This window comes from Variovorax paradoxus (genome assembly GCF_009755665.1).
GTDB classification, from domain to species: Bacteria; Pseudomonadota; Gammaproteobacteria; order Burkholderiales; family Burkholderiaceae_C; genus Variovorax; species Variovorax paradoxus_G.
This window is the reverse complement of record NZ_CP046622.1, coordinates 5,513,078-5,539,245: the sequence shown is the minus strand read 5'-3', so window position 1 is coordinate 5,539,245 and position 26,168 is coordinate 5,513,078. Positions and strand designations below refer to the sequence as shown.

Below are 26,168 nucleotides of genomic sequence, written 5' to 3'. Positions count from 1 at the left end.
CACCGGCAATGGCTGAGCAACCAGGCGCCCAGCGCGCCTACCGTGCGCCCTGCCCTGGCTGCGGCGCACCGGTCGAATTCCGTTCCGCGCAATCGACGCATGCGGTGTGCCCGTATTGCCAGAGCACCGTCGTGCGCCAGGGCGACACGCTCGCGCGCATCGGCAAGATGGCCGAGCTGTTCGACGACTTCAGCCCGCTGCAGCTGCTTGCCGCGGGCCGCATCCAGGACCAGCCGTTCACCATCGTCGGGCGGCTGCAATACAGCCATCCGGGCGGGCGCTGGACCGAATGGGTCGCCGCACTCGAAGACGGCCGCGCCGGCATCCTGAGCGAGGACAACGGCGCCTATGTCTTTGCGCTGCCGTTCGAACTGCAGCGCGCCGCGCCGCCGCCGACCGACCTGCGCGTGGGCGCCACCAGCGCGTTCAACGGCCAGAGCTACACCGTTTCGTCGAACGAACAGGTGGCGCTGCTTTCCGCGCAGGGCGAGCTGTCGCATCTGCCGGAACTGGGCCGCTCGTTCCCCATGGTCGAGCTGCGCAGCGGCAACGGGCTGGTGCTCAGCCTCGACTACAGCACGCAGCCTCCCGGCGCGTACCTGGGCCGCTCGGTGCAGCTTGAAGATCTGCAGCTCACCGGCCTGCGCGACGAATCCGCCAAGGAAGAAAAAGGCCGCGCCTTCAACTGCCCCAATTGCGGCGCGCCCATTACCGTCAACCTGGCCGACAGCAAGAGCATCACCTGCGGCTCTTGCAACAGCATCATCGACCTGTCGCAAGGCATCGGCGGCGAGCTGAAGCACGCGGAGCAGAACGAACCCGTTCGCCCGCTCATCGCCATCGGCAGCGTGGGCCAGCTGCAGGGCGCGCAGTGGCAGGTGGTTGGCTTCCAGCATCGCATGGGCACCGAGCCCGGCGACGACGAGCACTTCGGCTGGAGCGAATACCTGCTGTACAACAAGAAGCGCGGCTTCAGCTTCCTGGTCGACGCCGAAGACGGCTGGAGCATGGTCAAGCCGACCACCGGCGCGCCCGTCATGGCCGAGAACGGCAGCAGCGCCAGCTATCTTGGCAAGCGCTACAAGCAGCAATATGCCTACAACGCCGAGACGACCTATGTGGCGGGCGAGTTCTACTGGCAGGTCGAGCGCGGACAGAAAACCTTCAACCGCGACTTCGCCAGCGGCAATTCGCTGCTGTCGATGGAGCGCTCGGCCAACGAGCTGACCTGGTCTTCGGGCAGCAAGCTCGATAGCGGCGCGGTATCCGCCGCGTTCAAGCTCGACGACAAGAAGGACATGTTCGTGCGCGGCGACGCGCTGCCCGTCAGTGCCGCATCGGGCATGGGCTGCGGCACGATCATCCTCATCGTGATCATCGTCATCGTTGTGCTCATCGTCCTGAGCACCTGTTCGTCGCGCTGCGACCCGCGCGTGCAAAACTGTTCGAGCTCGCGCAGCACGGGCGGCTCGTACGGCGGCTACTCGAGCGGCGGCGGCCACAAATGACGGAGGAGTTTCGCGCGATGTCTTCTCTCACTACTGCTACTACGACTGGAGGTCCCCATGGGATTTGAATGGCTGAAACCGGGCGTGGTCCTCGGATCGCTCGTGTATGCGCTGCTTGGCGTGCTGATCTTCTGGCTCTGCTTCCTGATCATCGACAAGCTCACCCCCTACGACCTGTGGGGCGAGATCGTCGAGAAGCAGAACGTCGCGCTGGGGCTGGTGGTCGCGGCCATGAGCCTGGGCATCTGCGTCATCGTGGCGGCGGCCATCCATTAGCGCCTGCTTGGCTTCCGTGGACGCTCCTGCCAGTCCGGCGCGGCCGGCCAAGGGGCCGCAGCCTGTTGAAATCGCGCTGCTCGCCAGCGTGTTCGTGGTGGCCGCCTGCGGCCTGGTCTATGAACTGACCGCGGCTGCGCTGAGCTCCTACCTGCTCGGCGACTCGGTGCTGCAGTTCAGCACCATCATCGGCACCTACCTCTTTGCCATGGGCGTCGGCTCGTGGCTCTCGCGCTATTTCGAGCGCCAGCTGCCCGCGCATTTCCTTCGCATCGAGCTGCTCGTTGCGCTCATCGGCGGCGCGCTGCCGGCCATTCTGTTCCTGGCGAATGCGTACGCGCCCGGCGCGTTCCGCCTGCTGCTCTACGGCTTGGTGATGGTGGTGGGCACGCTGGTGGGGCTCGAGATACCGCTCGTGATGCGCATCCTCAAGCGCAACATCCAGCTCAAGAACCTCGTCTCGCAGGTACTCACCTTCGACTACCTCGGGGCGCTGGCGGTATCCGTCGCTTTTCCGCTCATCCTGGTGCCGCAGCTCGGCATGATCCGCACGGGGCTACTGTTCGGCTTCATGAATGCGGCCGTGGCCGTGTGGGCGCTGTGGCTGTTTCGCCATGAACTGCGCCGCATGGGTGCCCACGCGGTGGCCTGCTTTCTTGCGCTCGCGGCGCTGCTCGGCGCCTTTGTGTGGGCCGACCACATCACCACCCTGGCTGAAGACAAGTTCTATCAAGACCGCATCGTGTTCAGCGCCACTTCGCCTTACCAGCGCATCGTGGTCACGCGCGGGCAGCTTGGCCACCGCCTTTTCCTGAACGGCAACCTGCAGTTCGCAGAGCGCGACGAATACCGTTACCACGAGGCGCTCGTTCATCCCGCGATGGCCGCGCACGGCGCACCGAAGAAGGTAGCGGTGCTCGGCGGCGGCGACGGCATGGCGGTGCGCGAGATTCTCAAGTATCCCTCGGTCGAGTCGGTCACGCTGGTGGAGCTCGATCCGAATATGACGGAACTCTTCACCAGGCATGAAACGCTCGCGGCGCTCAACGGCCATGCGCTGTCTTCGCCGAAGGTGAAGGTCGTCAACACCGATGCCTTCCAGTGGCTGCAGCAGCCGGGAGACATGTTCGACGTCATCGTGGTGGACTTCCCCGATCCAACCAACTTCGCCATCGGCAAGCTCTACACCAACAGTTTCTATTCGCTGCTCGAAAAGCGTCTTTCCGCGAGCGGCTATGCGGTGATCCAGACCACCTCGCCGCTGGTGGCGCGCAAGAGCTACTGGACTGTGGCAACCACCATCGAATCGGTCGGCCTGAAGGCGACGCCCTACCACGCGCACGTGCCGAGCTTCGGCGAGTGGGGCTACATCATCGCCAGCCGCCGCCCGTACCGCATGCCGGATGCGCTGCCCTCGGGACTGCGTTTCCTGGCGCCTACGACTTTGCCGCTGATGTTCGATTTTCCGCTCGACATGGCGCGTGTGCCGGCCGAGGTCAACCGCCTGTCGAACCAGACTCTCGTCACCACTTACGAACAGGAGTGGGGCAAGGTCATGACACACTAACCCAGGCATGCAGCGGCGCGATTTTCTCGGTGCAGTGGGTGCAGTGGGTGCAGCGGGCGCCTTGGCCCTCGCGGGCTGCGAGGCGCCGCAGCCAACCATCGAAGGCGGCTTCACCGGCATCGACATGGCGCGAGGCCACGCCATGCGCGACGGCGCGCTCAAGAGCCAGGCCCCAGCAACCGTGAAGCGCACGCGCGCGGTCATCGCCGGAGGCGGCGTTGCAGGCCTTGCCGCGGCGCGGGCGTTGCGGCTTTCGGGCATTGAAGACTTCGCCCTGCTCGAACTTGAAGACACGGCCGGCGGCAACTCCCGCGCCGGCATGGTCAACGGCATTGCCTGCCCGCTGGGCGCACATTACCTGCCGGTGCCCGACGACAACGCACGCGAGGTGCAAGACCTGCTGGAAGAACTGGGCCTGCGCCGCCGCGTGGCAGGGCGCTGGGAATACGACGAGCGCAGCCTTTGCCACAGCCCGCAGGAGCGCTTGTTTTTTCGCGGCGAATGGCAAGACGGCCTCCTGCCCGTGCACGACGTCGGTGAGAGCACCCATGCGCAGTACCGCAAGTTCGCGCAAAGGATCGATGCGCTGCAGCACGCGGCGCATTTCGCCATTCCCACCCTCAAGGTGGCGGCAACCCCCGAGCTGCTCGCGCTCGACGCCCTTCCGTTCGAGCGTTGGCTCGACAGCGAAGGCTTCAGCGATCCGCAACTGCGCTGGTATCTCGACTACTGCTGCCGCGACGACTATGGCGCCGGCATCGCCCATGTTTCGGCCTGGGCCGGCATCCATTACTTTGCCAGCCGGCACGGGTTTCATGCGCCGGGTTCATCGGGCACCGGTGGCGATTCGAACCCCGAACGCGACGGCGTTCTCACCTGGCCCGAGGGCAACGGCTGGCTCACGAAGCGGCTCGCCGAGCCCCTTGGCGACCGGCTGCGTACGGGCCAGGTCGTCACGCGCATCGCCGATCTGCGCGGCGGCGTCGAGGTGGACGCATGGGACGCCAAAACAAAATCGCTGGTGCGCTGGCAGGCCGAGCGTTGCATCGTCGCCCTGCCGGTGTTCATCGCCGCGCGCATCGTCGAGAACGCGCCGGAGGTGCTGCGGAATGCCGCCGCGCACACGCGCTATGCGCCCTGGCTGCTCGCCAACGTGCACCTGAGCGGCCCGCTTGCCGACCGTCCCGGCGCAGCGCCGAGCTGGGACAACGTCGTGTACGGCACACGCGGCCTGGGGTACGTCGATGCGCGCCACCAGACGCTCGATCCCACGCCGCGCAGCACCGTCATCAGCTGGTACCGGCCGCTTGGCCCGAGCAGCTACGACACGGCCGACGGCCGCCGCCTGTTGCAGGACCGCCCCTGGACCGGATGGCGGGACGATCTGCTCGCCGAGCTCTCGGTGCCGCACCCGGACCTGCCGACGCTGGCCACGCGCGTCGAGATCACCCGCTACGGCCACGCCATGGCCATTCCAACGCCGGGCCTGTTGGCACGCACGGGTACGGCACACCGCGGCCATGTTGCCGCCGGGCGCCTCTCGTTCGCGCATGCGGACTGGTCGGGCTACTCCATCTTTGAAGAAGCCTTCACGCGTGGGCACGTTGCGGGGATTAGCGCCGCGTGAAAGTCCTGGTGCTCGGCGGCTATGGCAACTTCGGCGCGCGCATCTGCCGAGCATTGGCAAGGGATGCAGATATCGAACTGATGATCGGCGGCCGCGACCTGCAGCGCGCCACCGGTTTCGCGCAGTCGCTGGGCAATGCGGCCCGTGGCGTGCGCATCGACGTCCAGAACGGCGACCTCGTCGAAAACCTGCGCAGCCTCGACGTCGAGCTCGTCATCCACACCGCGGGCCCTTTCCAAAACCAGGACTATCGCGTGCCGCACGCCGTGGCGGCAGCCAGCGCGCACTACATCGACTTGGCCGACGGGCGGCGCTTCGTCTGCGACTTTCCCGCCGCGCTCGATGCCGCCTTTCGCAACGCGGGCCGCACCGCCGTTGCCGGCGCCAGCACCGTGCCGGCACTGTCGTCGGCGGTGGTGGACCATCTCACTGCAGGATGGCGCAGCATCCGGAGCATCGACACCTGCATTGCTCCGGCTCAGGGTGCACCGCGCGGCGAAGCAACGCTTGCGGGCGTGCTGGCCTATTGCGGCGAGCCGATCCAGGTCTGGCGCGACGGCGCGTGGACCGAAGAACCAGGATGGGTCAAACCCACGATAGTGCAGTTCGCGCGCATGCAGCCGCGCCGCGGTGCCCTCTGCGACATCCCCGATCTCGAGCTTTTTCGGGCGCGCTATGCCGGCGTGCAGTCCGTCATGTTTCGAGCGGCCCTCGAGGTCGGCCTGGCGCAGCATGCGTTCGCGTTCCTGGCATCGATGCGCCGCGTGGGCCTGCTGCCGTCACCGGCAAGACTCGCACCGTTGCTGCATTCCGGGGGCCGCGTGTTCGATCGCTTCGGTACGGCGTTGGGCGGCATGGTGGTGCGTGTCGAAGGACTGGACAGCAAAGGCGCCGTCGCGCGCCGCGCCTGGCACATTGCCGCCGACGACAACCACGGCCCCGAGATCCCCTGCATGGCCGCCATCTTGCTGGCACGGCGCCTGGCGCGCGGAGACGCGCTGCCCGTCGGCGCGCATGCCTGTAGCGGCTTGCTGGCCTTGAGCGAGTTTGAAACCGAGTTCGCGCGCTGGGGCATGGTGACAGATGTGATTGACGAAAAAGCGACGGACCATGGCGCATCAACGCTTTGAATTCGAAATGCCGGCGCCGTCCGACGTGGTCTTCGATGCTTTCCACTATCACGTCTGGCGCGCACGCTGGGATTCGTTGGTGAGTGATGCCCGTGTTGTGGGCGGCGCGCCGTGCCCGTTCGTCGGTGCCGAAACCGAAAACACGGGCGGTGGTTGGTTGCGAGGGCTTTCGATGCGCACGCGCTTCGTCGCGTTCGACCGGCCGCACGTGGCGGCGGCTTCGATGGTCGGACGCTCCTTCCCTTTCAGCCGCTGGGCCGCTTCGATGCGGCACCGAGACACGCACCCAGACCACTCGGTGCTGATCTATGCCTACACCATCGAGGCCGGGCCGCCAGCGTTGCGCTGGCTGATGGAACCGGTGGTGGCCCGGATCTTCGCGCGGCAGACGCGGCGGCGTTTCAGGCGCTTGCGCGATTTCCTGGCCGAGCACGCAGCAGAGGTCGTCGAGTGGCAAGGGGCGCAGCACGGGAACGGCGCGGCATGACAACTGCGCGCGAAGATGTTCGCCTGCTGCGCTTCAGCCTTGTCGCGGTGTGGCTGTTCACGGCGGTCGCCAGCATCGTGGAACTCGACGGCCAGAGTTCGCGGGTGCTCGCGGAGGCCGGCGTTGGTTCGCCGCTCTGGTTGGTCCGGTGCCTGATCATCGGCGGCGCGGCGGCAGACCTCCTCACCGGCCTCGGCCTGTGGTGGCGGCCGGGGCGCGCCAGCTATCTCGCGGCCTTGGTTCTGCTGCTTGTCATGACGACGGCAGCAACGCTTCTCCAGCCCAACCTGTGGCTGCACCCGCTGGGCCCGCTGCTGAAGAACCTGCCCATCGCCGCGCTGCTCTGGCACCTGTACCGACGCATCACGCCGTGAACACTTATCTCGTCATCAAGTGGCTGCACATCGTCTCGAGCGTGCTGCTGGTCGGCACCGGGCTGGGCTCGGCCTTCTACATGTTCTTTGCCAACCGCAGCGGCAGCGTCGCCGCGCAAGCCGTGGTGAGCCGCCTGGTGGTGCGGGCCGATTGGTGGTTCACCACGCCGACCGCCATCGTGCAGCCGCTGACGGGCTTCGTGCTGGCCCACATGGCGGGATGGTCGCTTTCCACCCCGTGGCTCGCACTGTCGGTAGCGCTCTACGTGCTCGCCGGCGTTTGCTGGCTGCCCGTGGTGTGGCTGCAGATCCGCATGGCCGCAATGGCCGCGCAGGCGCATCGCGACGCAATGCCGCTGCCCGCACTTTTTGCGCGCTATCAACGCTACTGGGAGCTGCTGGGATATCCGGCATTCATCGCCATGGTGGTCGTGTTCTATCTGATGGTGAACAAGCCCTCGCTCCACTTCTGAGCGTTGCATGTCATGGCCGCGTCACGCGCAATCGGCATGGTCTCGCGTTGCGACCGAAACCTTTCTTCTTGCTCTCATGACGCGTCTCGCCACCCTCTCTTTCATTGCCTTTGCCGCCGCTCTCGCCTGCGGCCATGCCGCTGCACAGACCGCTTTTCCAGCCACGCTCGCCGGCCATGCCGTGCTGCCCGCGCAAAGCTTCGTTATGGCGCCCAAGGAAGCGCCGGCCGATCTGCAGGCGAGCGGCAAGTTCACCTCGGGCAAGCGGGTGGAGGCGCTGGGCACTGTGGAAGGCCTCTCGGGCGGGCGCGGCACGGGCGTTTCGGTGCCGTTCAAGGGCCAGCCGCTGCAGGGCCATTCGGGAATCAAGAAGATGGACGACGGCTCGTTCTGGATCCTCACGGACAACGGTGCCGGCGCCAAGGCCAACTCGCCCGACTTCATGCTCTACCTGAACCACTACAAGGCGGACTTCAAGAGCGGCAAGCTCAACCGCATGAACACCGTCTTCCTGCACGACCCTGACAAGAAGGTGCCCTTCCGCGTCGTTCATGAAGGCACGAAGCAGCGCTACCTCACGGGTTCCGACTTCGACCCCGAGAGCCTGCAGTTTGCCGGCGGCGCGATGTGGATCGGCGACGAATTCGGTCCCTTCCTGATCAAGGCCGACATGAAGGGCAAGGTGCTCGCGGTGTTCGACACGCTGGTCGACGGCAAGGCCGTGCGTTCGCCGGACCATCCCTCGGTCACCGCGCCGGGTGCACCGGGTGGCGCGGTCGATTTTCAGCTCAAGCGCTCCAAGGGCTTCGAAGGCATGGCGGCGTCCAAGGATGGCAGCAAGCTCTATGCGCTGCTCGAAGGCCCGGTGTGGAACGCCGAGGCGAAGGACTACGAGAAGCAGGACGGCAAGGAAGCGCTGCGCGTGCTGGAGTTCGACGTCGCTTCTGAAAAGTGGACCGGCCGCCATTGGAAATACGTGCTCGAAGCCAACGGCCATGCCATCGGCGACTTCAACATGATCGATGGCACCACGGGCCTCATCATCGAGCGCGACAACGGTGAAGGCACGAGCGACAAAGCCTGCCCCGAGGGCCAGAAGCGCACCGACTGCTTCCACGACATCGCCAAATTCAAGCGCGTCTACAAGGTCGAGCTGAACGATGCCAACGTGGGCGGCGCGGTGCGCAAGATCGGCTACATCGATCTGCTGAACATCGCCGACCCGGCCAAGCTCGCTCGCAAGCCGCTGAACGACGGTGTGCTCAAGTTTCCATTCTTCACCATCGAGAACGTCGATGTGGTCGACGCCACGCACATCGTGGTGGGCAACGACAACAACCTGCCGTTCTCCAGCAGCCGCGAGCCGAACAAGGCGGACGACAACGAACTGGTGCTGCTCGAAGCGGGGGCGTTGCTGCAGGCCAAGTAGCTGGGGTCTGCCGGGGTCTCGATAATCGGGCGCATGTCGCCCGAACTGCTTCCTGCCATTGCCGCTTTTGCACGCGTTGCGCATCACGCCAGCTTCACGCGGGCGGCGGAAGAACTGGGCGTCTCGCCTTCGGCCCTCTCGCAGACCTTGCGCACGCTCGAGCGGCGGCTGGGGGTGCGCCTGCTCGACCGCACCACGCGCCGCGTGGGCGTGACCGAGCTGGGCCAGCAGCTGCTGAAGGGCGCGCAGCCGGCGCTTGCCGCGCTCGCGCAAACGGTCGAGGGCATCAACGAGGCGCGCGACAAGCCGGCCGGGCTGCTGCGGCTGAACGTTGCGCGCGCGTCGGCCGAGCTCCTGCTGTATCCGCACTTGGGGGACTTTGCCGAAGCGTTTCCCGACATCACGCTCGAACTGGTTTGCGACAACCGCATGGTCGACCTGATCGAAGGCGGTTTCGATGCGGGCATCCGGCTTGGCGAAAGCCTGGCGCAAGACGTGGTGGCGTTGCCGATGGGCGGGCCGCAACGCATGGTGACTGTTGCGTCGCCGCGCTACCTTGCGAAACGCCAGTTGCCGAAAACGCCCGAAGACCTGCGCGAGCACCAGTGCATGAACTACCGCCTGACCACGGGCGGCCTTTATCGGTGGGAGTACGCGCAGGACGGCCGCGTGCTCGACATTGAAGTGTCCGGGCCGCTGATCAGCAACGACGGCGACGTGCTGCTGGCCGCCGCGCGCGACGGCGCGGGCATTGCCGTGGCTTTCGAAGGCTCGGTGCGCGGCGATCTCGACAGCGGCCGGCTGGTTCCGCTGCTCGAACCCTGGTGGCCGACCTTTCCGGGCTTCTACCTCTATCACCCGAGCTCTGCGCAGATACCGCGCAAGCTGCGGGTCTTCATCGACTTCCTGCAGGCGCGGCATGCACCGCCGCCGGTGTCTCAGCGGGCGGTCAAGCTCGCATCAGTGCCTCGATCTCGTCCGCCTTCACCGGCACGCCGCGCGAAATAAGCTCGCATCCGGTGGCCGTGACGATGGCGTCGTCTTCGATGCGGATGCCGATGTTGTGGAACTGCTCGGGCACCCCCTCGGCGGGCCGCACGTAGATGCCGGGTTCCAGCGTCAGCACCATGCCCGGATGCAGGATGCGGCTTGGCCGGTTCTTGATGACCTCATTGGACAGCGGATCTTTTCGTTCGCTCACCTCGCCCACCTGCGTGGGCTCGACATAGCTGCCGCAGTCGTGCACGTCCATGCCCAGCCAGTGGCCGGTGCGGTGCATGTAGAACTGGAAGTAGGCGCGGTTGTCGATCACGTCTTCCACGCTGCCAACCTTGTTCGCGTCAAGCAGGCCCAGGTCGAGCATGCCTTGCGCAAGCACCTTCACGGCCGCATCGTGCGGGTCGTTGAAGCGGTTGCCGGCCTTGGTGGCCGCGGCCGACGCGTCCTGGCTGGCAAGCACCAGGTCGTACAGCGCGCGCTGCGGGCCGCTGAACTTGCCGTTGGCCGGAAAGGTGCGCGTGATGTCGCTGGCGTAGCCGTCGAGTTCGCAGCCTGCGTCGATGAGCACCAGCTCGCCGCTTCGCACCGGGGCCGCGTCGGCGCGGTAGTGCAGCACGCAGGCATTGGCACCCGCCGCCACGATCGAGCCGTAGGCCGGGTACTGCGAGCCGCCCAGGCGGAACTCATGCAGCAGTTCGGCGTCGAGGTGGTATTCGCGCACGTCCTTGCCCTCGCGCAGCATGCGCGCCGAAAGCTGCATCGCGCGGATGTGCGCCCTGGCGCTGATCTGCGCGGCACGCCGCATGATGTTTTGCTCGTGCGCGTCCTTGATCAGCCGCATTTCGTCGAGGGGGCCGCACAGGTCGTGCTGCTCCTGAGGGCACAGCGCACCATAGCGCACGCGCGCACGCACCGATTGCAGCCAGCCGTCGACGCGGGTCTCCAGCCCCTTGTGGGTGGCGAACGGAAACCACACGGTCGACCTGTTCTCGAGCAGCTTTGGCAGCTTGGCGTCGAGGTCGTTGACCGAAAAAGCCTCCGTCACGCCAAGCGCCTCGGGGGCCGCGTCGGGGCCCAGGCGGTAGCCGTCCCAGATCTCGCGCTCCAGGTCCTTGGGGGCGCAGAACAGCGTGCTTCGGCCGTCGCCCGCCAGCACCAGCCAGGCGTTCGGTTCGGTAAAGCCTGTCAGGTAATAGAAGTAGCTGTCGTGCCGAAACAGAAAGTCGCTGTCGCGGTTGCGCTGCTGCTCGGGCGCGGTCGGCACGATGGCGATGCCGTCCTTGCCCAGTTGCGAGGCGAGGCGCGCGCGGCGCTCGGCGTAGATCTTGTGGTCTTCTGAGGTCATCTTGGCGTGTTCAGTTGAAGAAGCCGTTCGGGCGTTCCCACATCGGTCCATGGCCCGGTGTAGAGCTCGGCGCTCACGAGTTCATTGTCCATCGCGGCGCGCAAGATGGGTGCCAGCGGGGCTTTGAGGCCCGCCGGATTGCCGGCGGCAATGCTGCAGTAAGGCGGCGAAAAGAGCGCGGCTCGGTACAGGCCGATGGTTGAGAATGTGTACTTCTCGGCCGCCGAATTGAGCGCCAGGCCTTCGGCCGAAAGACCGAAATCGCCCTTCGGGTTGTGCGCCGGGTTGGGCACCAGCCACAGGTGCGCGAGCTTGCCGCTCGCCGCGAATCGCGCCACCGAAGCTTGCGTAAACGCAAAGTCCGGCGCGAACACGTCGCCCGCCGCCACCCAGAAAACATCGCCCAGCAGCGGCAGCGCGCGCACGATGCCGCCCGCCGTTTCCAGCGCGCCGCCAAAGTCGCGGCCTTCATCGGAATATGAAATTGATAGCGCACGCTGTTCGCCAAGCTGCGGCTTTGCGCCGAAGCGGCCGGAAATCTGCTCACCCAGCCAGTCGGTGTTGACCACCAGTTCGGTGAATCCGCCGGCTGCCAGGGCTTCCATCGGCCATTGCATCAGCGGCTTGCCGCGCACTTCGAGCAGCGGCTTGGGCGTGGTGTCGGTCAGCGGCCGCATGCGCTCGCCGCGCCCGGCCGCGAGGATCATGGCTCGCACTGGGGAAGGCGCCGGCTTCAAGCGGCCACCTGGCCGACCTGGCCGCGTACGAGCTCGTTGCGTTGGCTGCGGCCCGGCTGGAACAGCGCCACGAGGCATTCCATCAGCGCATGCGCCTTGGCCGAATGGTCGGCGCCGAAGTTGCACACGTACACGTCGAGCGTGGCGCCGCGCTGCTCGGGCCAGGTGTGGATGCACAGGTGCGATTCGGCCAGCAGCACCGTGGCCGTCACGCCGCCCGGCCCCTGCGGCGTGGCCGGAAATCCGTGCACCAGCTTGCCCACCGGTTGCAGCCCCGCGGCCGTTACGGCCTTCAGGCAAACGGCGCCGAGCGCCTCCTTGTCGGTGAGCCATTGCATCGCGCATTGGCAGTCGTGGAGATCGGCGGTGAGGTGCAGCCCATGCATGGGTGGCAACTCTAGCAGTCCGGCTGTCGCCAAAGAACATCAGTCGGGTGTTCAGGCCGTATTGGAGCGGGTTGGAGCGAGCCCGGTAAAATCGCGGGTTCCCCCCAATCCACATTCCCCGAAAGTCCACCGCCCATGGCAAACCAAGCCCTGATGGCCAACGCGATTCGCGCGCTGGCCATGGATGCCGTCCAACAAGCTAACTCCGGACATCCGGGCGCACCGATGGGCATGGCCGACATGGCCGTCGCACTCTGGGGCGAACACCTGCGCTACAACCCGGCCAACCCGCACTGGTTCGACCGCGACCGCTTCGTGCTCTCGAACGGCCACGCCTCGATGCTGCTGTACGCGGTGCTGCACCTCACGGGTTACGACCTGCCCATCGGCGAGCTCAAGAACTTCCGCCAGCTGCACAGCAAGACCGCCGGCCATCCGGAAGTCGACGTGACCCCCGGCGTGGAAACCACCACCGGCCCCCTGGGCCAGGGCATCACCAACGCCGTGGGCTTCGCATTGGCCGAGAAGCTGCTCGCGGCCGAGTTCAATCGCAAGAACCACGACATCGTCGACCACCACACCTACGCTTTCCTCGGCGACGGTTGCATGATGGAAGGCATCAGCCATGAAGCCTGCGCGCTGGCCGGCGCCTGGCACCTGAACAAGCTGATTGCGCTGTACGACGACAACGGCATCAGCATCGACGGCCAGGTCAAGCCCTGGTTCATCGACAACACCGAGGAGCGCTTCAAGGCCTACGGCTGGAACGTCATCGGCCCGATCGACGGCAACGACGCCAAGGATGTGGCCAAGGCCATCGCCAAGGCCAAGAAGGAAGATTCGAAGCCCACCCTCATCATCTGCAAGACGCAGATCGGCAAGGGCAGCCCGAACCGCGCCAACACCGCCAAGGCCCACGGCGAGCCGCTGGGCGCCGACGAAATCACCCTCACCCGCGCCGCGCTGAACTGGCCCTACCCTGCCTTCGAAGTGCCGCAGGAAGCCTACGCCGACTGGGACCACAAGGCCGAGGGCGCCAAAACCGAAGCCGCCTGGAACGACAAGTTCGCCGCCTACGCCGAAGCCTTCCCAGGCCTGGCTGCCGAGTTCACCCGCCGCATGAAGGGCGAACTGCCCAAGAACTTCCACCAGGTGGCGTTCGACACCGTGGTGGCTGCGCACACCAAGGGCGAAACCGTGGCCAGCCGCAAGGCCAGCCAGCTCGCCCTGGAGGCCTTTACCGCCGCCCTGCCCGAAATGCTCGGCGGCAGCGCCGATCTCACCGGCTCCAACCTCACCAACACCAAGAGCACCGCGGCCCTGCGCTTCGACGCAAAGACCGGTGCCGTGGTCATGGGCCAGCCGCAGCAGCCCGCCCAGGGCGCCGAAGACGAGCCCAAGCCCGACAGCACCGCCGACAAGGCCGAGCCGCCCCACGGCGTGATCGGCCGCCACATCAACTACGGCGTGCGCGAGTTCGGCATGGCGGCCATCATGAACGGCGTGGCGCTGCATGGCGGCTTCATTCCCTACGGCGGCACCTTCCTCACCTTCAGCGACTACAGCCGCAATGCCATCCGCATGGCTGCGCTCATGAAGCGCCGCGTGGTGCACGTGTTCACGCACGACTCCATCGGCCTTGGCGAAGACGGCCCCACGCACCAGTCGATCGAGCACGCCGCGTCGCTGCGCCTGATTCCCAACCTCGACGTCTGGCGTCCGGGCGACACGGCCGAAACCGCCGTGGCCTGGGCCGTGGCGCTGCAGAACCAGTCGCGCCCCACCGCGCTGCTGCTCAGCCGTCAGAACATCGCCTATGCGCCCAAGGGCGACCTCGGCGACATCAGCCGCGGTGCGTATGTGCTGTCCGAGCCCGAGGCCGTCGGCCTCAAGAGCAAGAAGACCGCCGCGGTCATCATTGCAACCGGCTCCGAAGTGCAATTGGCCCTTGCCGCACAGAAACTGCTGGCCGAGAAGAAAATTGCCGTGCGCGTGGTGTCGATGCCCTCGACCACCACCTTCGACCGCCAGGACGTGGCCTACAAGAAGAGCGTGCTGCCCAAGAAGCTGCCGCGCATCGCCGTCGAAATGGGCTGCACCGGCGGCTGGTGGAAATACGGCTGCGCGGCCGTCGTGGGCATCGACAGCTACGGCGAGTCGGCACCCGCACCGGCGCTGTTCAAGCATTTCGGGTTCACCGCCGAGAACGTGGCTGCCACGGTCGAGGCGGCGCTCGATCTCTGAACGCCGGCAGCGACTGCGACGGGGCGGCAAATCACAATGAAGCTCTCGCTCAACGCACGCGACTCGCTGTACTGGCTCAGCGGGTTGCTTGTGCTTTTCGCGATCTTCGTTGCGATGGCCGGCCTCGGGAAGATGCCGCCCTCGCTCGACCGGCTGGCGATCCATGAGATCCAGCCGACGAAAGTGCTTCGAGAGTACGTGCACAACAAGAGAACCGGATATTCCACGGACGTGCGCTACATGCTCGCCGGGCTTGACGATCAAAAGAGAGAGGTCTTCTTCGGCTTTCCCAGCGAACCACAGGTGCTGGAGCGGCTGCACAAGATCACGATGGACACCACGGTACCTGTGCACGTCAAGTTGTGGGTCGAGAAAAGTGACTTCGCCACCGTGATGCAGTTGCAGCAGGGCGATCGGGTGATCTGGTCGCTTGCCGAGGCGACGGCGGACCGTTGGCAGTCCGCCAAAGAGCGCTTCCTTCAATCGGGCTTGGTGCTGCTTGCGAGTGCCGCCCTCTTCCTGTTCACACGCAAAGTGCAGGTGACAGAATAGTTTCAACCCTCTAGGAGAACCCATGGCTATCAAACTCGGTATCAACGGCTTCGGTCGCATCGGCCGCAACGTGCTGCGCGCCGCGGTGCAGAACTTCAAGAACGACATCGAGATCGTCGCCATCAACGATCTGCTCGAGCCCGACTACCTGGCCTACATGCTCCAGTACGACTCGGTGCATGGCCGCTTCAAGGGCGAAGTCACGGTTGAAGGCAACATGCTGATCGTCAACGGCAAGAAGATCCGCCTCACGCAAGAGCGCGATCCGTCGCAGCTGAAGTGGAACGAAGTCGGCGCCGACATCGTGCTCGAGTCGACCGGCCTCTTTCTCACCAAGGAAACCTGCCAGAAGCACCTCGACGCGGGCGCCAAGAAGGTGATCATGTCGGCCCCGTCGAAGGACGACACCCCCATGTTCGTCTACGGCGTGAACGACAAGAAGTACGCCGGCGAAGCCATCGTCAGCAACGCCAGCTGCACCACCAACTGCCTGGCGCCGGTCGCCAAGGTGCTGAACGACAAGTGGGGCATCAAGCGCGGCCTGATGACCACCGTGCACGCCGCCACCGCCACGCAGAAGACCGTTGACGGCCCGAGCAACAAGGACTGGCGCGGCGGCCGCGGCATCCTGGAAAACATCATTCCCTCGAGCACCGGCGCCGCCAAGGCCGTGGGCGTGGTGATCCCCGAGCTCAATAAGAAGCTCACCGGCATGAGCTTCCGCGTGCCGACCTCCGACGTGTCGGTGGTCGACCTCACAGTCGAGCTCGAGAAGGAAGCCACGTACAAGGAAATTTGCGCCGAAATGAAGTCGCAGAGCGAAGGCGCGCTCAAGGGCGTGCTGGGCTACACCGAAGACAAGGTGGTGGCCACCGACTTCCGCGGCGACCCGCGCACCTCGATCTTCGACGCCGAAGCCGGCATTGCGCTCGACGGCACCTTCGTCAAGCTCGTGAGCTGGTACGACAACGAGTGGGGCTACTCGAATAAGTGCCTCGAAATGGTGAAGGTCGTCTCGAAGTAAGGCTTCGACGCTTCAACGAAAAACGCGCCTCCTGGGCGCGTTTTTTTTTAACGCAGCTTCTCGTTCCTGCGAATCTCGCTGCTGAGCTGCGAAGTCATCTGCTTGGCCGCGCGGCGGGCGGCCAGCCCGTAGTCGCCGTTGAACTCGCCGAACTCGGCCGTGCCATTCCCCACCGCGCGCACGCGCGCCACCTCCGCGCCGGCCGCATCGCTCACCACGCAGCTCACCTCGGCGGTGAACGAGGTGGGCGGCCAGGTCACCCATGAAGACGAGCTCGAATCGGTCTTGACCTGGGGCGTGAACACCAGCGACACGCCTGCCGCTTCATTGGTCTTTGCGTCGCGGGCGGTGCGCAGCACGACCACATCGCGGTACACCGCGCGCAGCGCGTCGCGAATCGACTTTTCCAGATCGCGATAGGGGTAGTAGCTCACGCGGTCGCCGCTGCCGCCGGGGCTCGTCACCTGCTGATCGCGTTGGGCGTCGGTCATCACGTAGGCCACCTTCTTGGGGACCAGATGGGCCATCGACCGCGGCGGCGCGGTCTCGGTGATCATGGTGATCGGATGGGAGCAAGCAGCCAGCAAGGCCGCGAGCGCCGCGGCGGTGCACGCGCGTGTGGCCGAAGACAAAAGAATCGAACACAAAGGAAACGACATCATGGTGAGGCGCTCTCCGGCTGGTTCTACGGCGCAATGGCCGCGATGAATTGCGGGTCCGCATACACCTGGCGCAGAAGCGCGCGCACCAGCCTCGGGTAGGCGGCTTGCCCGGCGGGCACGGCGACGATGTTCGCGTAGCTCGAATCGAAGGCGATCTCGCCGCGGTAGGTCTTGCGCAGCCGCTGCGCGTTGGCGCGCGTCACCACCAGTTCCACGTCCATGCGGCCCGTGCCGTTGATCACGCCAAGGTCGAGCTCATTGACCAGTATTCGCGCCGCGATGCGGGTCGGAGCCTTGGGGTCATAGGCCGATATCTCGCCCAGGTCGCGCATCAGCGCGTCCTCCAGGTATTGCGCGAAGGTGCCGCTGGGCGAAAGCAGCTTCGCGCGGCGCAGGCTCAGGGCGTTGATCCTGTCGTTCGGATCGGTGGGCTGCACCTTGGCGACGGCAACCATGCCGGGGCGGGTGGCCTCGAGCCGGTCGAGCGCTTCATAGTCGGCTGCGTAAGGCGGCGCAGCGAGTTGCGCGCAACCGGCCGACAGCAAGGCCGCGGCCATTGCGCCCAGCCCCAAAGTGAAAGCGCGCACGCGCCAGCCGAGCGGTCTGAAGAAGATCGCCATGCCGTGAGTCCCTCCTCGGGATGCCTGATCCCGGCGCGAGGGTAGCAGGCATTGCGCCGCGCGCGAAGGCCCGTGCCGTGGCTGTCAGACCGGTTCGAGCACGTGGATCAGCTTGCTCTCAACGAGTGCTTTGGTCTTCTCGCCATGGGCTTTCATGTGCGGCGCGACGGCATGCGCCTGCAGGTGGGCCAGTGTTTCCCACTTTTCAATTACCACGAAGGTGTCGGGCCCGAAGCTGGCCTTCGACGACGGAACGCCCTGCGCGTCGATAGTGGCGCCGTATTCGATGCAGCCTTCTTCGGCCAGCACGGCCGCGCGGTTGGCGGCAAAGGCTTCGAGCAACTGGGCGCGCTGGCCGGGCTTGGCGGTAATGACGGCGACAACGTGGATCATTGAAACGGACTCCGGTGTTGTGAGTGATTGAATGGCGAGCGTCGAATCTAAAAGATCCGGCGCTTTGGTGTCGGTCCCGCGCGAGACCCGATGCGCCACCCCTATCATCGCCCGCATGTTCTTTCCGCTGCCCCGCACCGCCACCGCGCCGTTCTGCCCTTCCGAGGTCAAAGGCAGCGTGGCGGTCCCGCAGGACCTGCCCTTCGGCAAGAAGCTCCTGCGTTACGCGGGCCCCGGCCTGCTGGTGTCGGTCGGCTACATGGACCCGGGCAACTGGGCGACCGACATCGAGGCCGGCTCGCGCTTCGGCTACGGCCTGCTCTTCGTGGTGCTGCTTGCGAGCCTGGCCGCCATGCTGCTGCAAACGCTGTGCGTGCGGCTCGGCCTCGTGGCGCAGAAGGATCTCGCACGCGCTTGCCGCGAGCACTATTCGCCGCGCGTCAGCCGCTTTCTGTGGCTGGGCGCGGAACTCGCCATCGTGGCCTGCGACCTGGCCGAGGTGCTGGGCAGCGCGCTCGCATTGCATCTGCTGTTCGGCGTGTCGATTCCGGTCGGCATTGCAATCACTGCGTTCGACACGCTGCTCGTGCTGGGGCTGCAAGGCGCGGGCTTCCGGCGCGTCGAGGCGATCGTGCTCGGGCTGGTGGGCACCATCGCGGGTTGTTTCGTGGTGGAGCTTGCGATGTCGCAGCCCAACTGGTTCGGCGTGGCCATGGGCTTTGCGCCGAGCTTCGAGCGGCTGCAGCAGCCCGGCGCGCTGTATCTTGCCATCGGCGTTGTCGGCGCCACGGTGATGCCGCACAACCTATATCTGCACTCATCCATCGTGCAAACCCGGCTGGTGGCCGACAGCGATGCGGCGCGGCGCGAGGCGGTGCGCTTCTGCACCTTCGACGCGGTGATCTCGCTTTCGCTCGCCCTCCTGGTCAACGCTGCCATCATGGTTCTGGCGGCCAGTGCCTTCCACAGCACAGGCCATGTGGAAGTGACGGAGATCGACGATGCCTACCGGCTCATCGAACCGATCGTGGGCAGTGCGGTGGCGGCCACGCTGTTCGGCATTGCACTGCTGGCATCGGGCCAGAGCTCGACCTTCACCGGCACCATCGCGGGCCAGATCATCATGGAAGGCTTTCTCGACCTGAAGATTCCGTGCTGGCAGCGCCGCCTCATCACACGGGCCCTGGCGCTCGGGCCGGCCTTTCTGGGCGTGTGGTGGTTCGGCGACGGCGGCGTGGGCAAGATGCTGGTGCTGAGCCAGGTGGTGCTGAGCTTTCAGTTGCCGTTCGCGATGTGGCCGCTGATCCGCTTCACGAGCAGCCGCGCCATGATGGGCGGCTTTGCCAACGGCACGGTCGTCAAGCTGCTGGCATGGGGACTGTTTGGCGTGATCAGCTCGGCCAACGTATGGCTTGTGGTGTCGACGATTCGCGGCGGGCTCTGAACTGAGGCCTTGGCAAGCCTGGAGGGCGCGCCTCAGCGGTCGGCCGCGTCTTTCCAGAGGTGCACCAATGCTTCAGGGGCTTCGTTCTCGGGCACTTCGAAGCTGACCGAACCCGACTGCGTGGTGGCGCTCTCCACCACCACCTCCACGCGGTAGAAGCGCTGGTCACCGCCCTGCGAGCCGGGTTCTTCGCGCTGCCCTGCGTGCGGTGCGGCACTTTGCAAGGCCTCGCCGATCTGCTGGCGCAGTTCTTCGCTGCAATTGCCCAGTTGGTAGCTGCGCGGCCGCGAAAGGCCCGGCAGGTAGGCAACGCCGCCTTCGCGCGTTACTCGCACGACCGAAGCCTGGTCCAGAGGCGGAAGCTGAATCATGATGGTGTGACCCCCACGGTGTTCCATGCGGCGCCGATGGCCTTGTGCGCCGCGCTGTCGGCGCCGAAGCGCCTGGCTGCATTCTCCACGCTCAGTTGTGCGAAGGCCAGGAAATCGGCGTCCTGGCGCAGCCGCCTGTCGCACACGGTGTCGTACCAGACGCGGCCCGCTGTTTCCCAGGCCGGGCCCTGGATCGCCGTGGCCGCAAGATAGAAGGCGCGGTTCGGAATGCCGGAATTGATGTGCACGCCGCCATTGTCCTGCCGTGTGACGACCAGGTCTTTCATGTGGGCGGGCTGGGGGTCTTTGCCGAGCACCGGATCGTCGTAGGCCGTGCCGGGCTCGGCCATCGAGCGCAACGCGCGTGCCTCTACCTTGGCGGTGAAAAGCCCCGCACCTACGAGCCAGTCGGCCTGCTGCGCCGTCTGCTTGAGCAAGTGCTGCTTCACCAGAACACCGAACACGTCGCAGACCGATTCATTGAGCGCGCCCGACTGCCCCTGGTAGATCAAACCCGACTCGTGATCGATGACGCCGTGCGTCAGCTCGTGGCCGATGATGTCCACCGCGATGGTGAAGCGGTTCATGACCTCGCCGTCGCCGTCACCGAACACCATTTGCTTGCCGTTCCAGAACGCGTTGTCGTAGTCGTTGCCGTAGTGCACGCTGCCCGTGAGCGGCATGCCGGCGTTGTCGATGGAGTCGCGCTCGTAGATGTCGCGGTATAGCCGGTAGGTGGCGCCCAGGTAGTCGTAGGCCTCGTCGGCTGCGATGTCGGGTGTGGGTGCCTGCCCTTCGGCGCGCACCAGCCGGCCCGGCAGGCTCATGGTGTGCTCCGCGTCGTGAACGGCGCGCTGCGGCGAGTTGCGCCGCACATAAGCCGGTGGCCGGCCCGACGAGACCCCTGGCGTGCCTTGAACGGCCACCGCCTCGCGAAGGCCGCGGTGCTCGCGGTCGATCATCAGCGTTTGCGCCGCCCGTGCGCTTGCATGGGCGCTCGCACGCTCGGCCAGCCGGTCCAGCAGATACGGCGGTACGAAACCAGGCGGCAAAAGGCGCGGCGACTGAAGCGGCATTGAACGACTCCCCTGGGCAGTTGAAGCGATGAAAAAGAAGTTAGCAGAAGCTGCAAAACATAGATCACTCCGTTACTTCTCGTGTCACGGAATGCCCACGCTTCAGGCCATAGCATTGCAAGTTCCAGATCTACTTGCCGCCTCGTCCATGTTCATCGTCACTCTCACCTACATCCGTCCGCTTGAAGAGCTCGATGCGCTGATGGATGGGCACATGACATGGCTACGAAAGCACTACGCGAGCGGCCTCTTCGTGGCCTCGGGCCGGCAGGTGCCGCGCAAGGGCGGCGTGATCCTCGCGCGCTCGGGCGACCGGGCCGCGCTCGACGCGGTGCTGGCACGCGACCCCTTCGTGCAGAGCGGCGTGGCAAGCACGCACGTGATCGAGTTCGTGCCCAGCATGACGGCCCCCGCCGTCGAGCTGCTTAAAACTTTCTGATTCGCCGCAGGCTGGCCTGGCCCGCTTCTTCTTTTTCAAGGCTTCGGTTTTTCTTCGCGCCCGCCCGGATGCCGCGCAAAACGGGCCGCATCGCGGCCATGCACCGGTGCCGGGTCGCTCCACGGCCAGCCACCGAATTGTGTGCGTCGGTAATCGGCCAGGGTCTGGCTGATCTCCGCCTGCGTGTTCATCACGAAGGGCCCGTATTGCACCACCGGCTCTGCGATCGGGCGGCCTTGCAGCAGCAGGAATTCGCTGGCCTCTTCGTTGCCGTTGACCAAGTCCACAGCCGCATCGGCGCGCAGCTCGATGGCGGCCGGGCCTTCTATGCGCTGCCCCGCAACGTGTGCGACGGCGCCCTTGAAGAAGTACAGCATGCGCCGCGTGCCCTCCCCGGTTGCGGCGGGCAGCGTCCACCGCGCGCCGGGCGTCATCTTCAGCGTCCAGATCGCCACGTCGGCATCGGCCTGCGCAGCCCACGAATCGGGCGGCGGCGCAAGCGGTGCGATCGGCGCTGATGCGTTGCCATTGCCCGCGGAATCGCCGAAGCGGCCCGCAATCACAGCGACCTCGGTGCGGCCGCCGCTCGCATCGTCGGACGCAAAGCGCGGAATCGCTTCCGACCAGAACATCGTGAAGTGCGGATCGGCCATCTTGCTTCTGGCCGGCAGGTTGAGCCAGATCTGGAACAGCTCCAGCGGGTTGGGCGCGTTCGCATCGAGCAGCGGAAACATCTCCGAATGCACGATGCCCTTGCCGGCGGTGAGCCACTGCACGTCGCCGCCGCCAAAGCGCGCGGTGGCGCCCAGCGAATCGGAGTGGTCGACCAGCCCCTTGCGCACGATGGTCACGGTTTCGAAGCCGCGATGCGGATGCGATGGGAAGCCCGGCACCGTCTCGCCGTGGTACATGCTCCAGCCGTCTGTGCGGCTGAAGTCCTGGCCGATCTGCCGGCCCGCCAGCGGAGCCTCGGGCCCCATCTGCGCGTTGGCTTTGGGATAAGCGTCGTCGTGATAGACGCAGAACAAGAACGGGTCGATCGTCTGCCACGGAAAGCCGAGCGCGCTCACCTGCAGCACGGGGCTGCGGCCTTCTTCTTTGCTGTTGTTGCTGGACACCTCGATATTCCTTTCCGTTGATCGCGCCGCGGAATGCGCGGCAGCATTGTTCTTCGGAATATCGGGGCGAACGTGCTTTAAGGAAGGTGCCTTCCGTGCAACAGTGAAGAGCGCATATGGAACGATGGGCATCGTTCTTGTTCCCTTTGGCCGTGCCTTACTGCGGGGGCATTTCGGCGTTCGGGTCCATGAAGCTCAGTTCCCACAGGTGGCCGTCGATGTCCTGGAAGCCGTGGCCGTACATGAAGCCGTAGTCCTGCGGCGCGCGCGGCACCGTGCCGCCCGCGGCCACCGCCTTGGCCACCATTTCGTCCACCTCCGCGCGGCTCTCGCACGACAGGCACAGCAGCACCTCGGTGCTCTTGCTCGTGTCGGTGAGGCTCTTGTCCGTAAAGGTCTTGAAGAAGTCTTCGACCAGCAGCATGGCGTGGATGCTGCCTTCGTTGATCACCATGCAGGCGGCGTTGGCGTCGGTGAATTGCTCGTTGAAGGTATAGCCCAGCGCGGCAAAGAATGCCTTGGACTTTTCCAGGTTCTTGACGGGGAGGTTCACGAAGATTTGCTTGTTGGCCATGGTTGTCTTCCTGTGTCGATGAAGAGTGGATCGGGTGGTTTGCCGGCGTGTTGTGTACGCCGTCCACAAAAGATATCAAAGAAAATGGACGGCGTCCACATATTTTTTGAACACGGAGTTGCGAGCTTTCGCGTCCGGCCCGGGAGTGGGGCCGAGCCGAAGAAGAGAGGGCATCATGGCCCTCATGGAAATCGAGTTCAAGTTTCATATTCCCGCAGAGCGCCTGAAAGCCGTCGAGGCCGCCATGCGGCGCGGCACCGTGGTTCGCACCCGGCTGCAGGCGCGCTATTTCGACACGGCCGACCAGGCGCTGGCCGCGCAAGGCATCGTGCTGCGCCTGCGCAAAGAAGGACGGCGCTGGGTGCAGACCGTCAAGGCCACCGGCGACAACGCCTTGCACCGGCTCGAACACAACGTCGATCTTGGTGCTGCGGCGGGAGGTGCGTCGCCCACGATCGACCCGCAACGCCATCAGGGCACGCCGGTCGGCGAGCGGCTGGCCAAGGTACTGGCCGACAGCGGCGCGCCGCTGGTCGAGCGCCAATCCACGGACATCGTGCGGCTCACGCGCGACGTGCGCACCACCGGCGCCAATGCGGCCGTGGTGGAGCTGGCGCTCGACGTCGGCAAGGTCGTCGCCCACGCAGGCACGCCCGAGCAGCGCGAATCGCCGGTGTGCGAACTGGAACTCGAGCTCAAGCGGGGCGATGTGCAAGGTCTGGTGGCGCTTGCGCGCCGCTGGTCTCAGCAGCACGGCCTGTGGTTCAGCACCGTCTCCAAGGCCGAACGCGGCGCCCGCCTGCTGGCAAAGCTCGAGGTAGCGCCGGCCATCAAGGCCGAGCCGCCCCGCTTCGCCGATGAAAAAGACGACAAGCTCGACGGCCGCACCATCCAGCAAGCCGTGGTCGCGTCTTGTCTCGCCCAGATGCTGCCCAACGCCAGCGAGATTGCGGCCGGTAGCACCGACGAGGAGCAGATCCACCAGTTGCGCATCGGCATTCGGCGGCTGCGCACCGCATTGCGCGAGCTCGCGGGGCTCGATGCAAGCGCGGGTGTTCTCGACGTGGCCGCATGGGAGCCGCCCTTGGTCGAAGCCTTTCGCGCTCTTGGCGCGCTGCGCGACCGCGAGCAGATCGTGAAGCTGGCGCAGCCGCAATTGCGTAGCGCCGGCGCACCGGAGTTCGATCCGCTCGCGGGCAACCGGGCCGCGGCTGGCGCACAGTCAGCCGGCGACATCGTGCGCACGCCGGCGTTCCAGTCGGTGCTGGTCTCGCTCATCGGCTTTACCGCCACGACGACGCACGCGGAAGCGGCGAAAGCCGGAGAAGCCGCACAGCAGGAGCAACCGGCGCCGCTGGATGCCGGCGACGCCCGTCGCTTCTTGCGCAAACGCCTGCAGCGCTTGCACAAACAGGTCGTCCGAGACGGCCAGCGCTTCGAGTCCTTGCCCACCGAAGACCAGCACCGCACCCGCAAGCGGCTCAAACGCCTGCGCTATCTGGCCGAGTTCGCGGCGCCGCTGTTTGCCGACGCGGGCGATGGAAAAAGCTCAGCTGCCGAGTGTTACCTGAAGCGGCTGCGTCCGGCGCAAGACGCGCTGGGCGAGTTCAACGACGAAGCCGTGGCGATGACGCTCTACCGCGAAGCCGCTGCGCACGATGCGCGCGCATGGTTCGCGGTCGGCTGGTTCAGTGCGCGCCATGCGGCTGGCGCGAAGGCCTGCCGCGAGGCGCTGGGCAAGATCGAGAAGGGGCGGCGCTTCTGGAAGAAGCGTAGCTAGTCGTGAAGCGCGAGGTTGAGTTGGATGCCGGAGATTGCTGGGTCGATACGTCGCTTCGACAGCTTGTGAGCAGCGAATCCTGACGCCCACGAGAAAAAGCTCATCCAGGCGAGCACTGCTGAGATCAAGAGCAACTTGGCAGTTTCCCAGCGCTGATCATTTAGCGCTGTTTTCAGATAGGCAGGGGTCTCGCTTGCCTTGAGCACGCCACAGAGAATTTCGACCTCTCGCTCCGTGAAGGCGGTCCGTGCCGCGTTCGCACTGACGGGCCGCGAACACTCTACGGCTTTCAATGGCGACGGCCCAAACGGAATGGCGGATCCGAGCGTTCCCAGTCCTGACGGCGTCGCGAAGAAATGCCGCTCGGTTTCATTGATCTTCATCAACGTCCTGTCGAAGAAAAGAATTCCAACGCTGGCAACGGTGAGAAGCACACACAGCAAGAGCCGGGCGCACTTCAAGCCGAGCGCCCACTCGGATGGCAAGTCTTCTACTCGGATCTGACGGGTATCCGGGTCAAACAGGTCACCACACAGGCGCAATCTGTACATCTGTATGTCGTTCGACTTTGCCCAGTCGATGAGTTGGTGAGCTTTCTCCAAGGAAGAAACAGGGACTCCCGCCAACATACGAAACGAAAGCAGACTTGCTTCTTCCTCAACGAATGCTCGAATCTGCGGGTCAGCAATTTCTTGTTTGCCATGCACCAGTTGCCACAGCCTCCGTACGACGACTTGTCGAGAACCTGCGCGATAGATCGCCCAAGCAAATGCCGCAGCTATCAGCAGGGGCACTGCCAAGCTGAACGACTGGGCGAGATTCGAAACAGTCGTGGAATCCATCCGCGGCTAAGGATTAGTGGTGGTGCCCGTGCGCCCCGTGCACGTGCCGATGCTCTATCTCCACTGGTAATGCAGCGCGCACGTCCGTCACCTGGAGGCTGAACTTCAACGCCTTGCCCGCCCACGGATGGTTGCCGTCGAGCAGCACCACGGGGCCCTTGATCTTCATCACCGTAAAAACGTGTTCGGTGCCGTCGTCGAGCCGCCCCTGCAGCTGTCCGCCCACCTTCACGCCCGGCGGAAATTCGGACTTGGGAATGCTGCGCACCAGCGTTTCGTCGCGCAGGCCGAAGGCGTCTTCAGGCGCAAGGTTCAGCGTGGTCTGGTAGCCCTTTTCCTTGCCATCGAGCGCTTCCTCGATCTTGGGCAGCGTGTTTTCGTACCCGCCATGCAGGTAGGCCATCGGCTCGGGGCTGGCTTCGATGAGCTTGCCCTGGGCATCGGCGACCTTGTACTTGAGGGTGACGACGGCGTCTTTTTCGATTTTCATTTGGGTATCCAGTTGCAAGGGAGACTTCAGTCGAGCGATGAAGTTTTGCACCGGTGAAACTGTCGATTGGGGGCGCTTCTGCCCTTGCAGGCTTCGACCAACATAACTTGAAGAGGTGGAGCGCCAATCTCTGAGATGTGTGTGTTCTTACAGAACCCGGAAGCCATAGACCTCCGTAAACCCCATGCAACCTCGAAAGTT

Annotated in this window: 28 protein-coding genes; 16 read left to right on the top strand and 12 right to left on the bottom strand. The window is 65.4% G+C overall.

All coding sequences use genetic code 11. The annotated features are described in order from the left end of the window. Positions 1 to 8 precede the first annotated feature (8 nt). From GOQ09_RS25880 to GOQ09_RS25835, 10 genes are all read left to right on the top strand, one after another. On the top strand, positions 9 to 1,508 hold the full coding sequence (locus GOQ09_RS25880) for a DUF4178 domain-containing protein (protein ID WP_157616493.1): 1,500 nt from the start codon (positions 9 to 11) through the stop codon (positions 1,506 to 1,508). Positions 1,509 to 1,565: 57 nt separating this feature from the next. Beyond that, positions 1,566 to 1,784 carry a DUF350 domain-containing protein gene (locus tag GOQ09_RS25875; protein WP_015868006.1) on the top strand — a complete coding sequence of 73 codons (219 nt, stop codon included), beginning with the start codon at positions 1,566 to 1,568 and terminating at the stop codon, positions 1,782 to 1,784. Between the two features lie 16 nt (positions 1,785 to 1,800). Continuing rightward, the gene (locus GOQ09_RS25870; protein ID WP_157616492.1) at positions 1,801 to 3,351 is read left to right on the top strand and encodes a polyamine aminopropyltransferase; all 1,551 of its coding nucleotides are present in this window, start codon (positions 1,801 to 1,803) and stop codon (positions 3,349 to 3,351) included. 7 nt (positions 3,352 to 3,358) lie between these two features. Continuing rightward, positions 3,359 to 4,978 (top strand): FAD-dependent oxidoreductase, encoded by a 1,620-nt coding sequence (locus GOQ09_RS25865; protein WP_157616491.1) that lies wholly within the window; start codon positions 3,359 to 3,361, stop codon positions 4,976 to 4,978. Then, positions 4,975 to 6,108, top strand: coding sequence for a saccharopine dehydrogenase family protein (locus GOQ09_RS25860; RefSeq protein WP_157616490.1), 1,134 nt, complete (start codon positions 4,975 to 4,977; stop codon positions 6,106 to 6,108). The genes GOQ09_RS25865 and GOQ09_RS25860 overlap by 4 nt, the downstream gene beginning before the upstream one ends. Further along, positions 6,089 to 6,595, top strand: a complete 507-nt coding sequence (locus GOQ09_RS25855; RefSeq protein WP_157616489.1) for an SRPBCC family protein — start codon at positions 6,089 to 6,091, stop codon at positions 6,593 to 6,595. The genes GOQ09_RS25860 and GOQ09_RS25855 overlap by 20 nt, the downstream gene beginning before the upstream one ends. Continuing rightward, positions 6,592 to 6,969 (top strand): DoxX-like family protein, encoded by a 378-nt coding sequence (locus tag GOQ09_RS25850; RefSeq protein ID WP_157616488.1) that lies wholly within the window; start codon positions 6,592 to 6,594, stop codon positions 6,967 to 6,969. Before GOQ09_RS25855 ends, GOQ09_RS25850 begins: the two co-directional genes overlap by 4 nt. Next, positions 6,966 to 7,442 carry a DUF2269 family protein gene (locus GOQ09_RS25845; RefSeq protein WP_157616487.1) on the top strand — a complete coding sequence of 159 codons (477 nt, stop codon included), beginning with the start codon at positions 6,966 to 6,968 and terminating at the stop codon, positions 7,440 to 7,442. The genes GOQ09_RS25850 and GOQ09_RS25845 overlap by 4 nt, the downstream gene beginning before the upstream one ends. 76 nt (positions 7,443 to 7,518) lie before the next feature. Next, a complete protein-coding gene (locus GOQ09_RS25840) occupies positions 7,519 to 8,871 on the top strand; it encodes an esterase-like activity of phytase family protein (protein WP_157616486.1) in 1,353 nt (450 codons plus the stop codon). A gap of 33 nt (positions 8,872 to 8,904) precedes the next feature. Further along, positions 8,905 to 9,879 (top strand): LysR family transcriptional regulator, encoded by a 975-nt coding sequence (locus GOQ09_RS25835; protein ID WP_157616485.1) that lies wholly within the window; start codon positions 8,905 to 8,907, stop codon positions 9,877 to 9,879. Here the strand turns inward: GOQ09_RS25835 and GOQ09_RS25830 are convergent. Genes GOQ09_RS25830 through speD form a run of 3 tightly spaced genes read right to left on the bottom strand, consistent with a single transcriptional unit; the run spans position 9,821 to position 12,338 of the window. Then, the gene (locus GOQ09_RS25830) at positions 9,821 to 11,215 is read right to left on the bottom strand and encodes an aminopeptidase P N-terminal domain-containing protein (RefSeq protein ID WP_157616484.1); all 1,395 of its coding nucleotides are present in this window, start codon (positions 11,213 to 11,215) and stop codon (positions 9,821 to 9,823) included. The two genes, GOQ09_RS25835 and GOQ09_RS25830, sit on opposite strands and share 59 nt — an antisense overlap. Continuing rightward, entirely contained in the window at positions 11,212 to 11,922 is a 711-nt protein-coding gene (locus GOQ09_RS25825; protein ID WP_157616483.1) for a nucleotidyltransferase family protein, read from the bottom strand. The genes GOQ09_RS25830 and GOQ09_RS25825 overlap by 4 nt, the downstream gene beginning before the upstream one ends. Before the next feature lie 26 nt (positions 11,923 to 11,948). Further along, positions 11,949 to 12,338 carry an adenosylmethionine decarboxylase gene (gene speD / locus GOQ09_RS25820; RefSeq protein WP_157616482.1) on the bottom strand — a complete coding sequence of 130 codons (390 nt, stop codon included), beginning with the start codon at positions 12,336 to 12,338 and terminating at the stop codon, positions 11,949 to 11,951. A 135-nt stretch (positions 12,339 to 12,473) separates the two neighbouring features. Between speD and GOQ09_RS25815 the strand changes: the two genes are divergently transcribed. Genes GOQ09_RS25815 through gap form a run of 3 tightly spaced genes read left to right on the top strand, consistent with a single transcriptional unit; the run spans position 12,474 to position 16,158 of the window. Further along, positions 12,474 to 14,582, top strand: coding sequence for a transketolase family protein (locus tag GOQ09_RS25815; protein ID WP_157616481.1), 2,109 nt, complete (start codon positions 12,474 to 12,476; stop codon positions 14,580 to 14,582). A gap of 36 nt (positions 14,583 to 14,618) precedes the next feature. Beyond that, positions 14,619 to 15,134, top strand: coding sequence for a hypothetical protein (locus GOQ09_RS25810; protein WP_157616480.1), 516 nt, complete (start codon positions 14,619 to 14,621; stop codon positions 15,132 to 15,134). A 22-nt stretch (positions 15,135 to 15,156) separates the two neighbouring features. Then, positions 15,157 to 16,158, top strand: coding sequence for a type I glyceraldehyde-3-phosphate dehydrogenase (gap, locus tag GOQ09_RS25805; RefSeq protein ID WP_157616479.1), 1,002 nt, complete (start codon positions 15,157 to 15,159; stop codon positions 16,156 to 16,158). 47 nt (positions 16,159 to 16,205) lie between these two features. Here the strand turns inward: gap and GOQ09_RS25800 are convergent, their stop codons facing one another. The 3 genes from GOQ09_RS25800 to GOQ09_RS25790 all read right to left on the bottom strand — a co-directional run bounded on the left by GOQ09_RS25800 (position 16,206) and on the right by GOQ09_RS25790 (position 17,833). Then, entirely contained in the window at positions 16,206 to 16,715 is a 510-nt protein-coding gene (locus GOQ09_RS25800) for a hypothetical protein (protein ID WP_242630938.1), read from the bottom strand. Positions 16,716 to 16,843: 128 nt separating this feature from the next. Next, a complete protein-coding gene (locus GOQ09_RS25795) occupies positions 16,844 to 17,440 on the bottom strand; it encodes a hypothetical protein (protein WP_157616478.1) in 597 nt (198 codons plus the stop codon). Between the two features lie 84 nt (positions 17,441 to 17,524). Further along, a complete protein-coding gene (locus tag GOQ09_RS25790) occupies positions 17,525 to 17,833 on the bottom strand; it encodes a putative quinol monooxygenase (protein WP_157616477.1) in 309 nt (102 codons plus the stop codon). Positions 17,834 to 17,948: 115 nt separating this feature from the next. Here GOQ09_RS25790 and GOQ09_RS25785 point away from each other — a divergent pair, with 115 nt between their 5' ends. Then, positions 17,949 to 19,277: an Nramp family divalent metal transporter gene (locus tag GOQ09_RS25785; RefSeq protein WP_157616476.1), complete on the top strand. Its 1,329-nt coding sequence runs from the start codon at positions 17,949 to 17,951 to the stop codon at positions 19,275 to 19,277. Positions 19,278 to 19,309: 32 nt separating this feature from the next. Here GOQ09_RS25785 and GOQ09_RS25780 read toward each other — a convergent pair whose 3' ends face one another. After that, positions 19,310 to 19,648: a protealysin inhibitor emfourin gene (locus GOQ09_RS25780; protein ID WP_157616475.1), complete on the bottom strand. Its 339-nt coding sequence runs from the start codon at positions 19,646 to 19,648 to the stop codon at positions 19,310 to 19,312. After that, positions 19,645 to 20,724 carry a M4 family metallopeptidase gene (locus GOQ09_RS25775; RefSeq protein ID WP_157616474.1) on the bottom strand — a complete coding sequence of 360 codons (1,080 nt, stop codon included), beginning with the start codon at positions 20,722 to 20,724 and terminating at the stop codon, positions 19,645 to 19,647. The genes GOQ09_RS25780 and GOQ09_RS25775 overlap by 4 nt, the downstream gene beginning before the upstream one ends. A gap of 148 nt (positions 20,725 to 20,872) precedes the next feature. Between GOQ09_RS25775 and GOQ09_RS25770 the strand changes: the two genes are divergently transcribed. Further along, a complete protein-coding gene (locus GOQ09_RS25770) occupies positions 20,873 to 21,163 on the top strand; it encodes a YciI family protein (protein WP_157616473.1) in 291 nt (96 codons plus the stop codon). Positions 21,164 to 21,198: 35 nt separating this feature from the next. Here the strand turns inward: GOQ09_RS25770 and GOQ09_RS25765 are convergent, their stop codons facing one another. Further along, positions 21,199 to 22,413 carry a pirin family protein gene (locus tag GOQ09_RS25765; protein ID WP_157616472.1) on the bottom strand — a complete coding sequence of 405 codons (1,215 nt, stop codon included), beginning with the start codon at positions 22,411 to 22,413 and terminating at the stop codon, positions 21,199 to 21,201. A 25-nt stretch (positions 22,414 to 22,438) separates the two neighbouring features. Beyond that, positions 22,439 to 22,855: a VOC family protein gene (locus GOQ09_RS25760; RefSeq protein ID WP_157616471.1), complete on the bottom strand. Its 417-nt coding sequence runs from the start codon at positions 22,853 to 22,855 to the stop codon at positions 22,439 to 22,441. Between the two features lie 175 nt (positions 22,856 to 23,030). Between GOQ09_RS25760 and GOQ09_RS25755 the strand changes: the two genes are divergently transcribed. After that, complete coding sequence (locus tag GOQ09_RS25755) at positions 23,031 to 24,635, top strand: CYTH and CHAD domain-containing protein (protein ID WP_157616470.1); 1,605 nt, start codon at positions 23,031 to 23,033, stop codon at positions 24,633 to 24,635. Here the strand turns inward: GOQ09_RS25755 and GOQ09_RS25750 are convergent. Both GOQ09_RS25750 and GOQ09_RS25745 read right to left on the bottom strand, forming a co-directional pair. Continuing rightward, positions 24,632 to 25,477 carry a DUF6216 family protein gene (locus GOQ09_RS25750; protein ID WP_157616469.1) on the bottom strand — a complete coding sequence of 282 codons (846 nt, stop codon included), beginning with the start codon at positions 25,475 to 25,477 and terminating at the stop codon, positions 24,632 to 24,634. The two genes, GOQ09_RS25755 and GOQ09_RS25750, sit on opposite strands and share 4 nt — an antisense overlap. A 13-nt stretch (positions 25,478 to 25,490) precedes the next feature. Then, positions 25,491 to 25,967 carry an FKBP-type peptidyl-prolyl cis-trans isomerase gene (locus GOQ09_RS25745; RefSeq protein WP_157616468.1) on the bottom strand — a complete coding sequence of 159 codons (477 nt, stop codon included), beginning with the start codon at positions 25,965 to 25,967 and terminating at the stop codon, positions 25,491 to 25,493. Positions 25,968 to 26,168 lie beyond the last annotated feature (201 nt).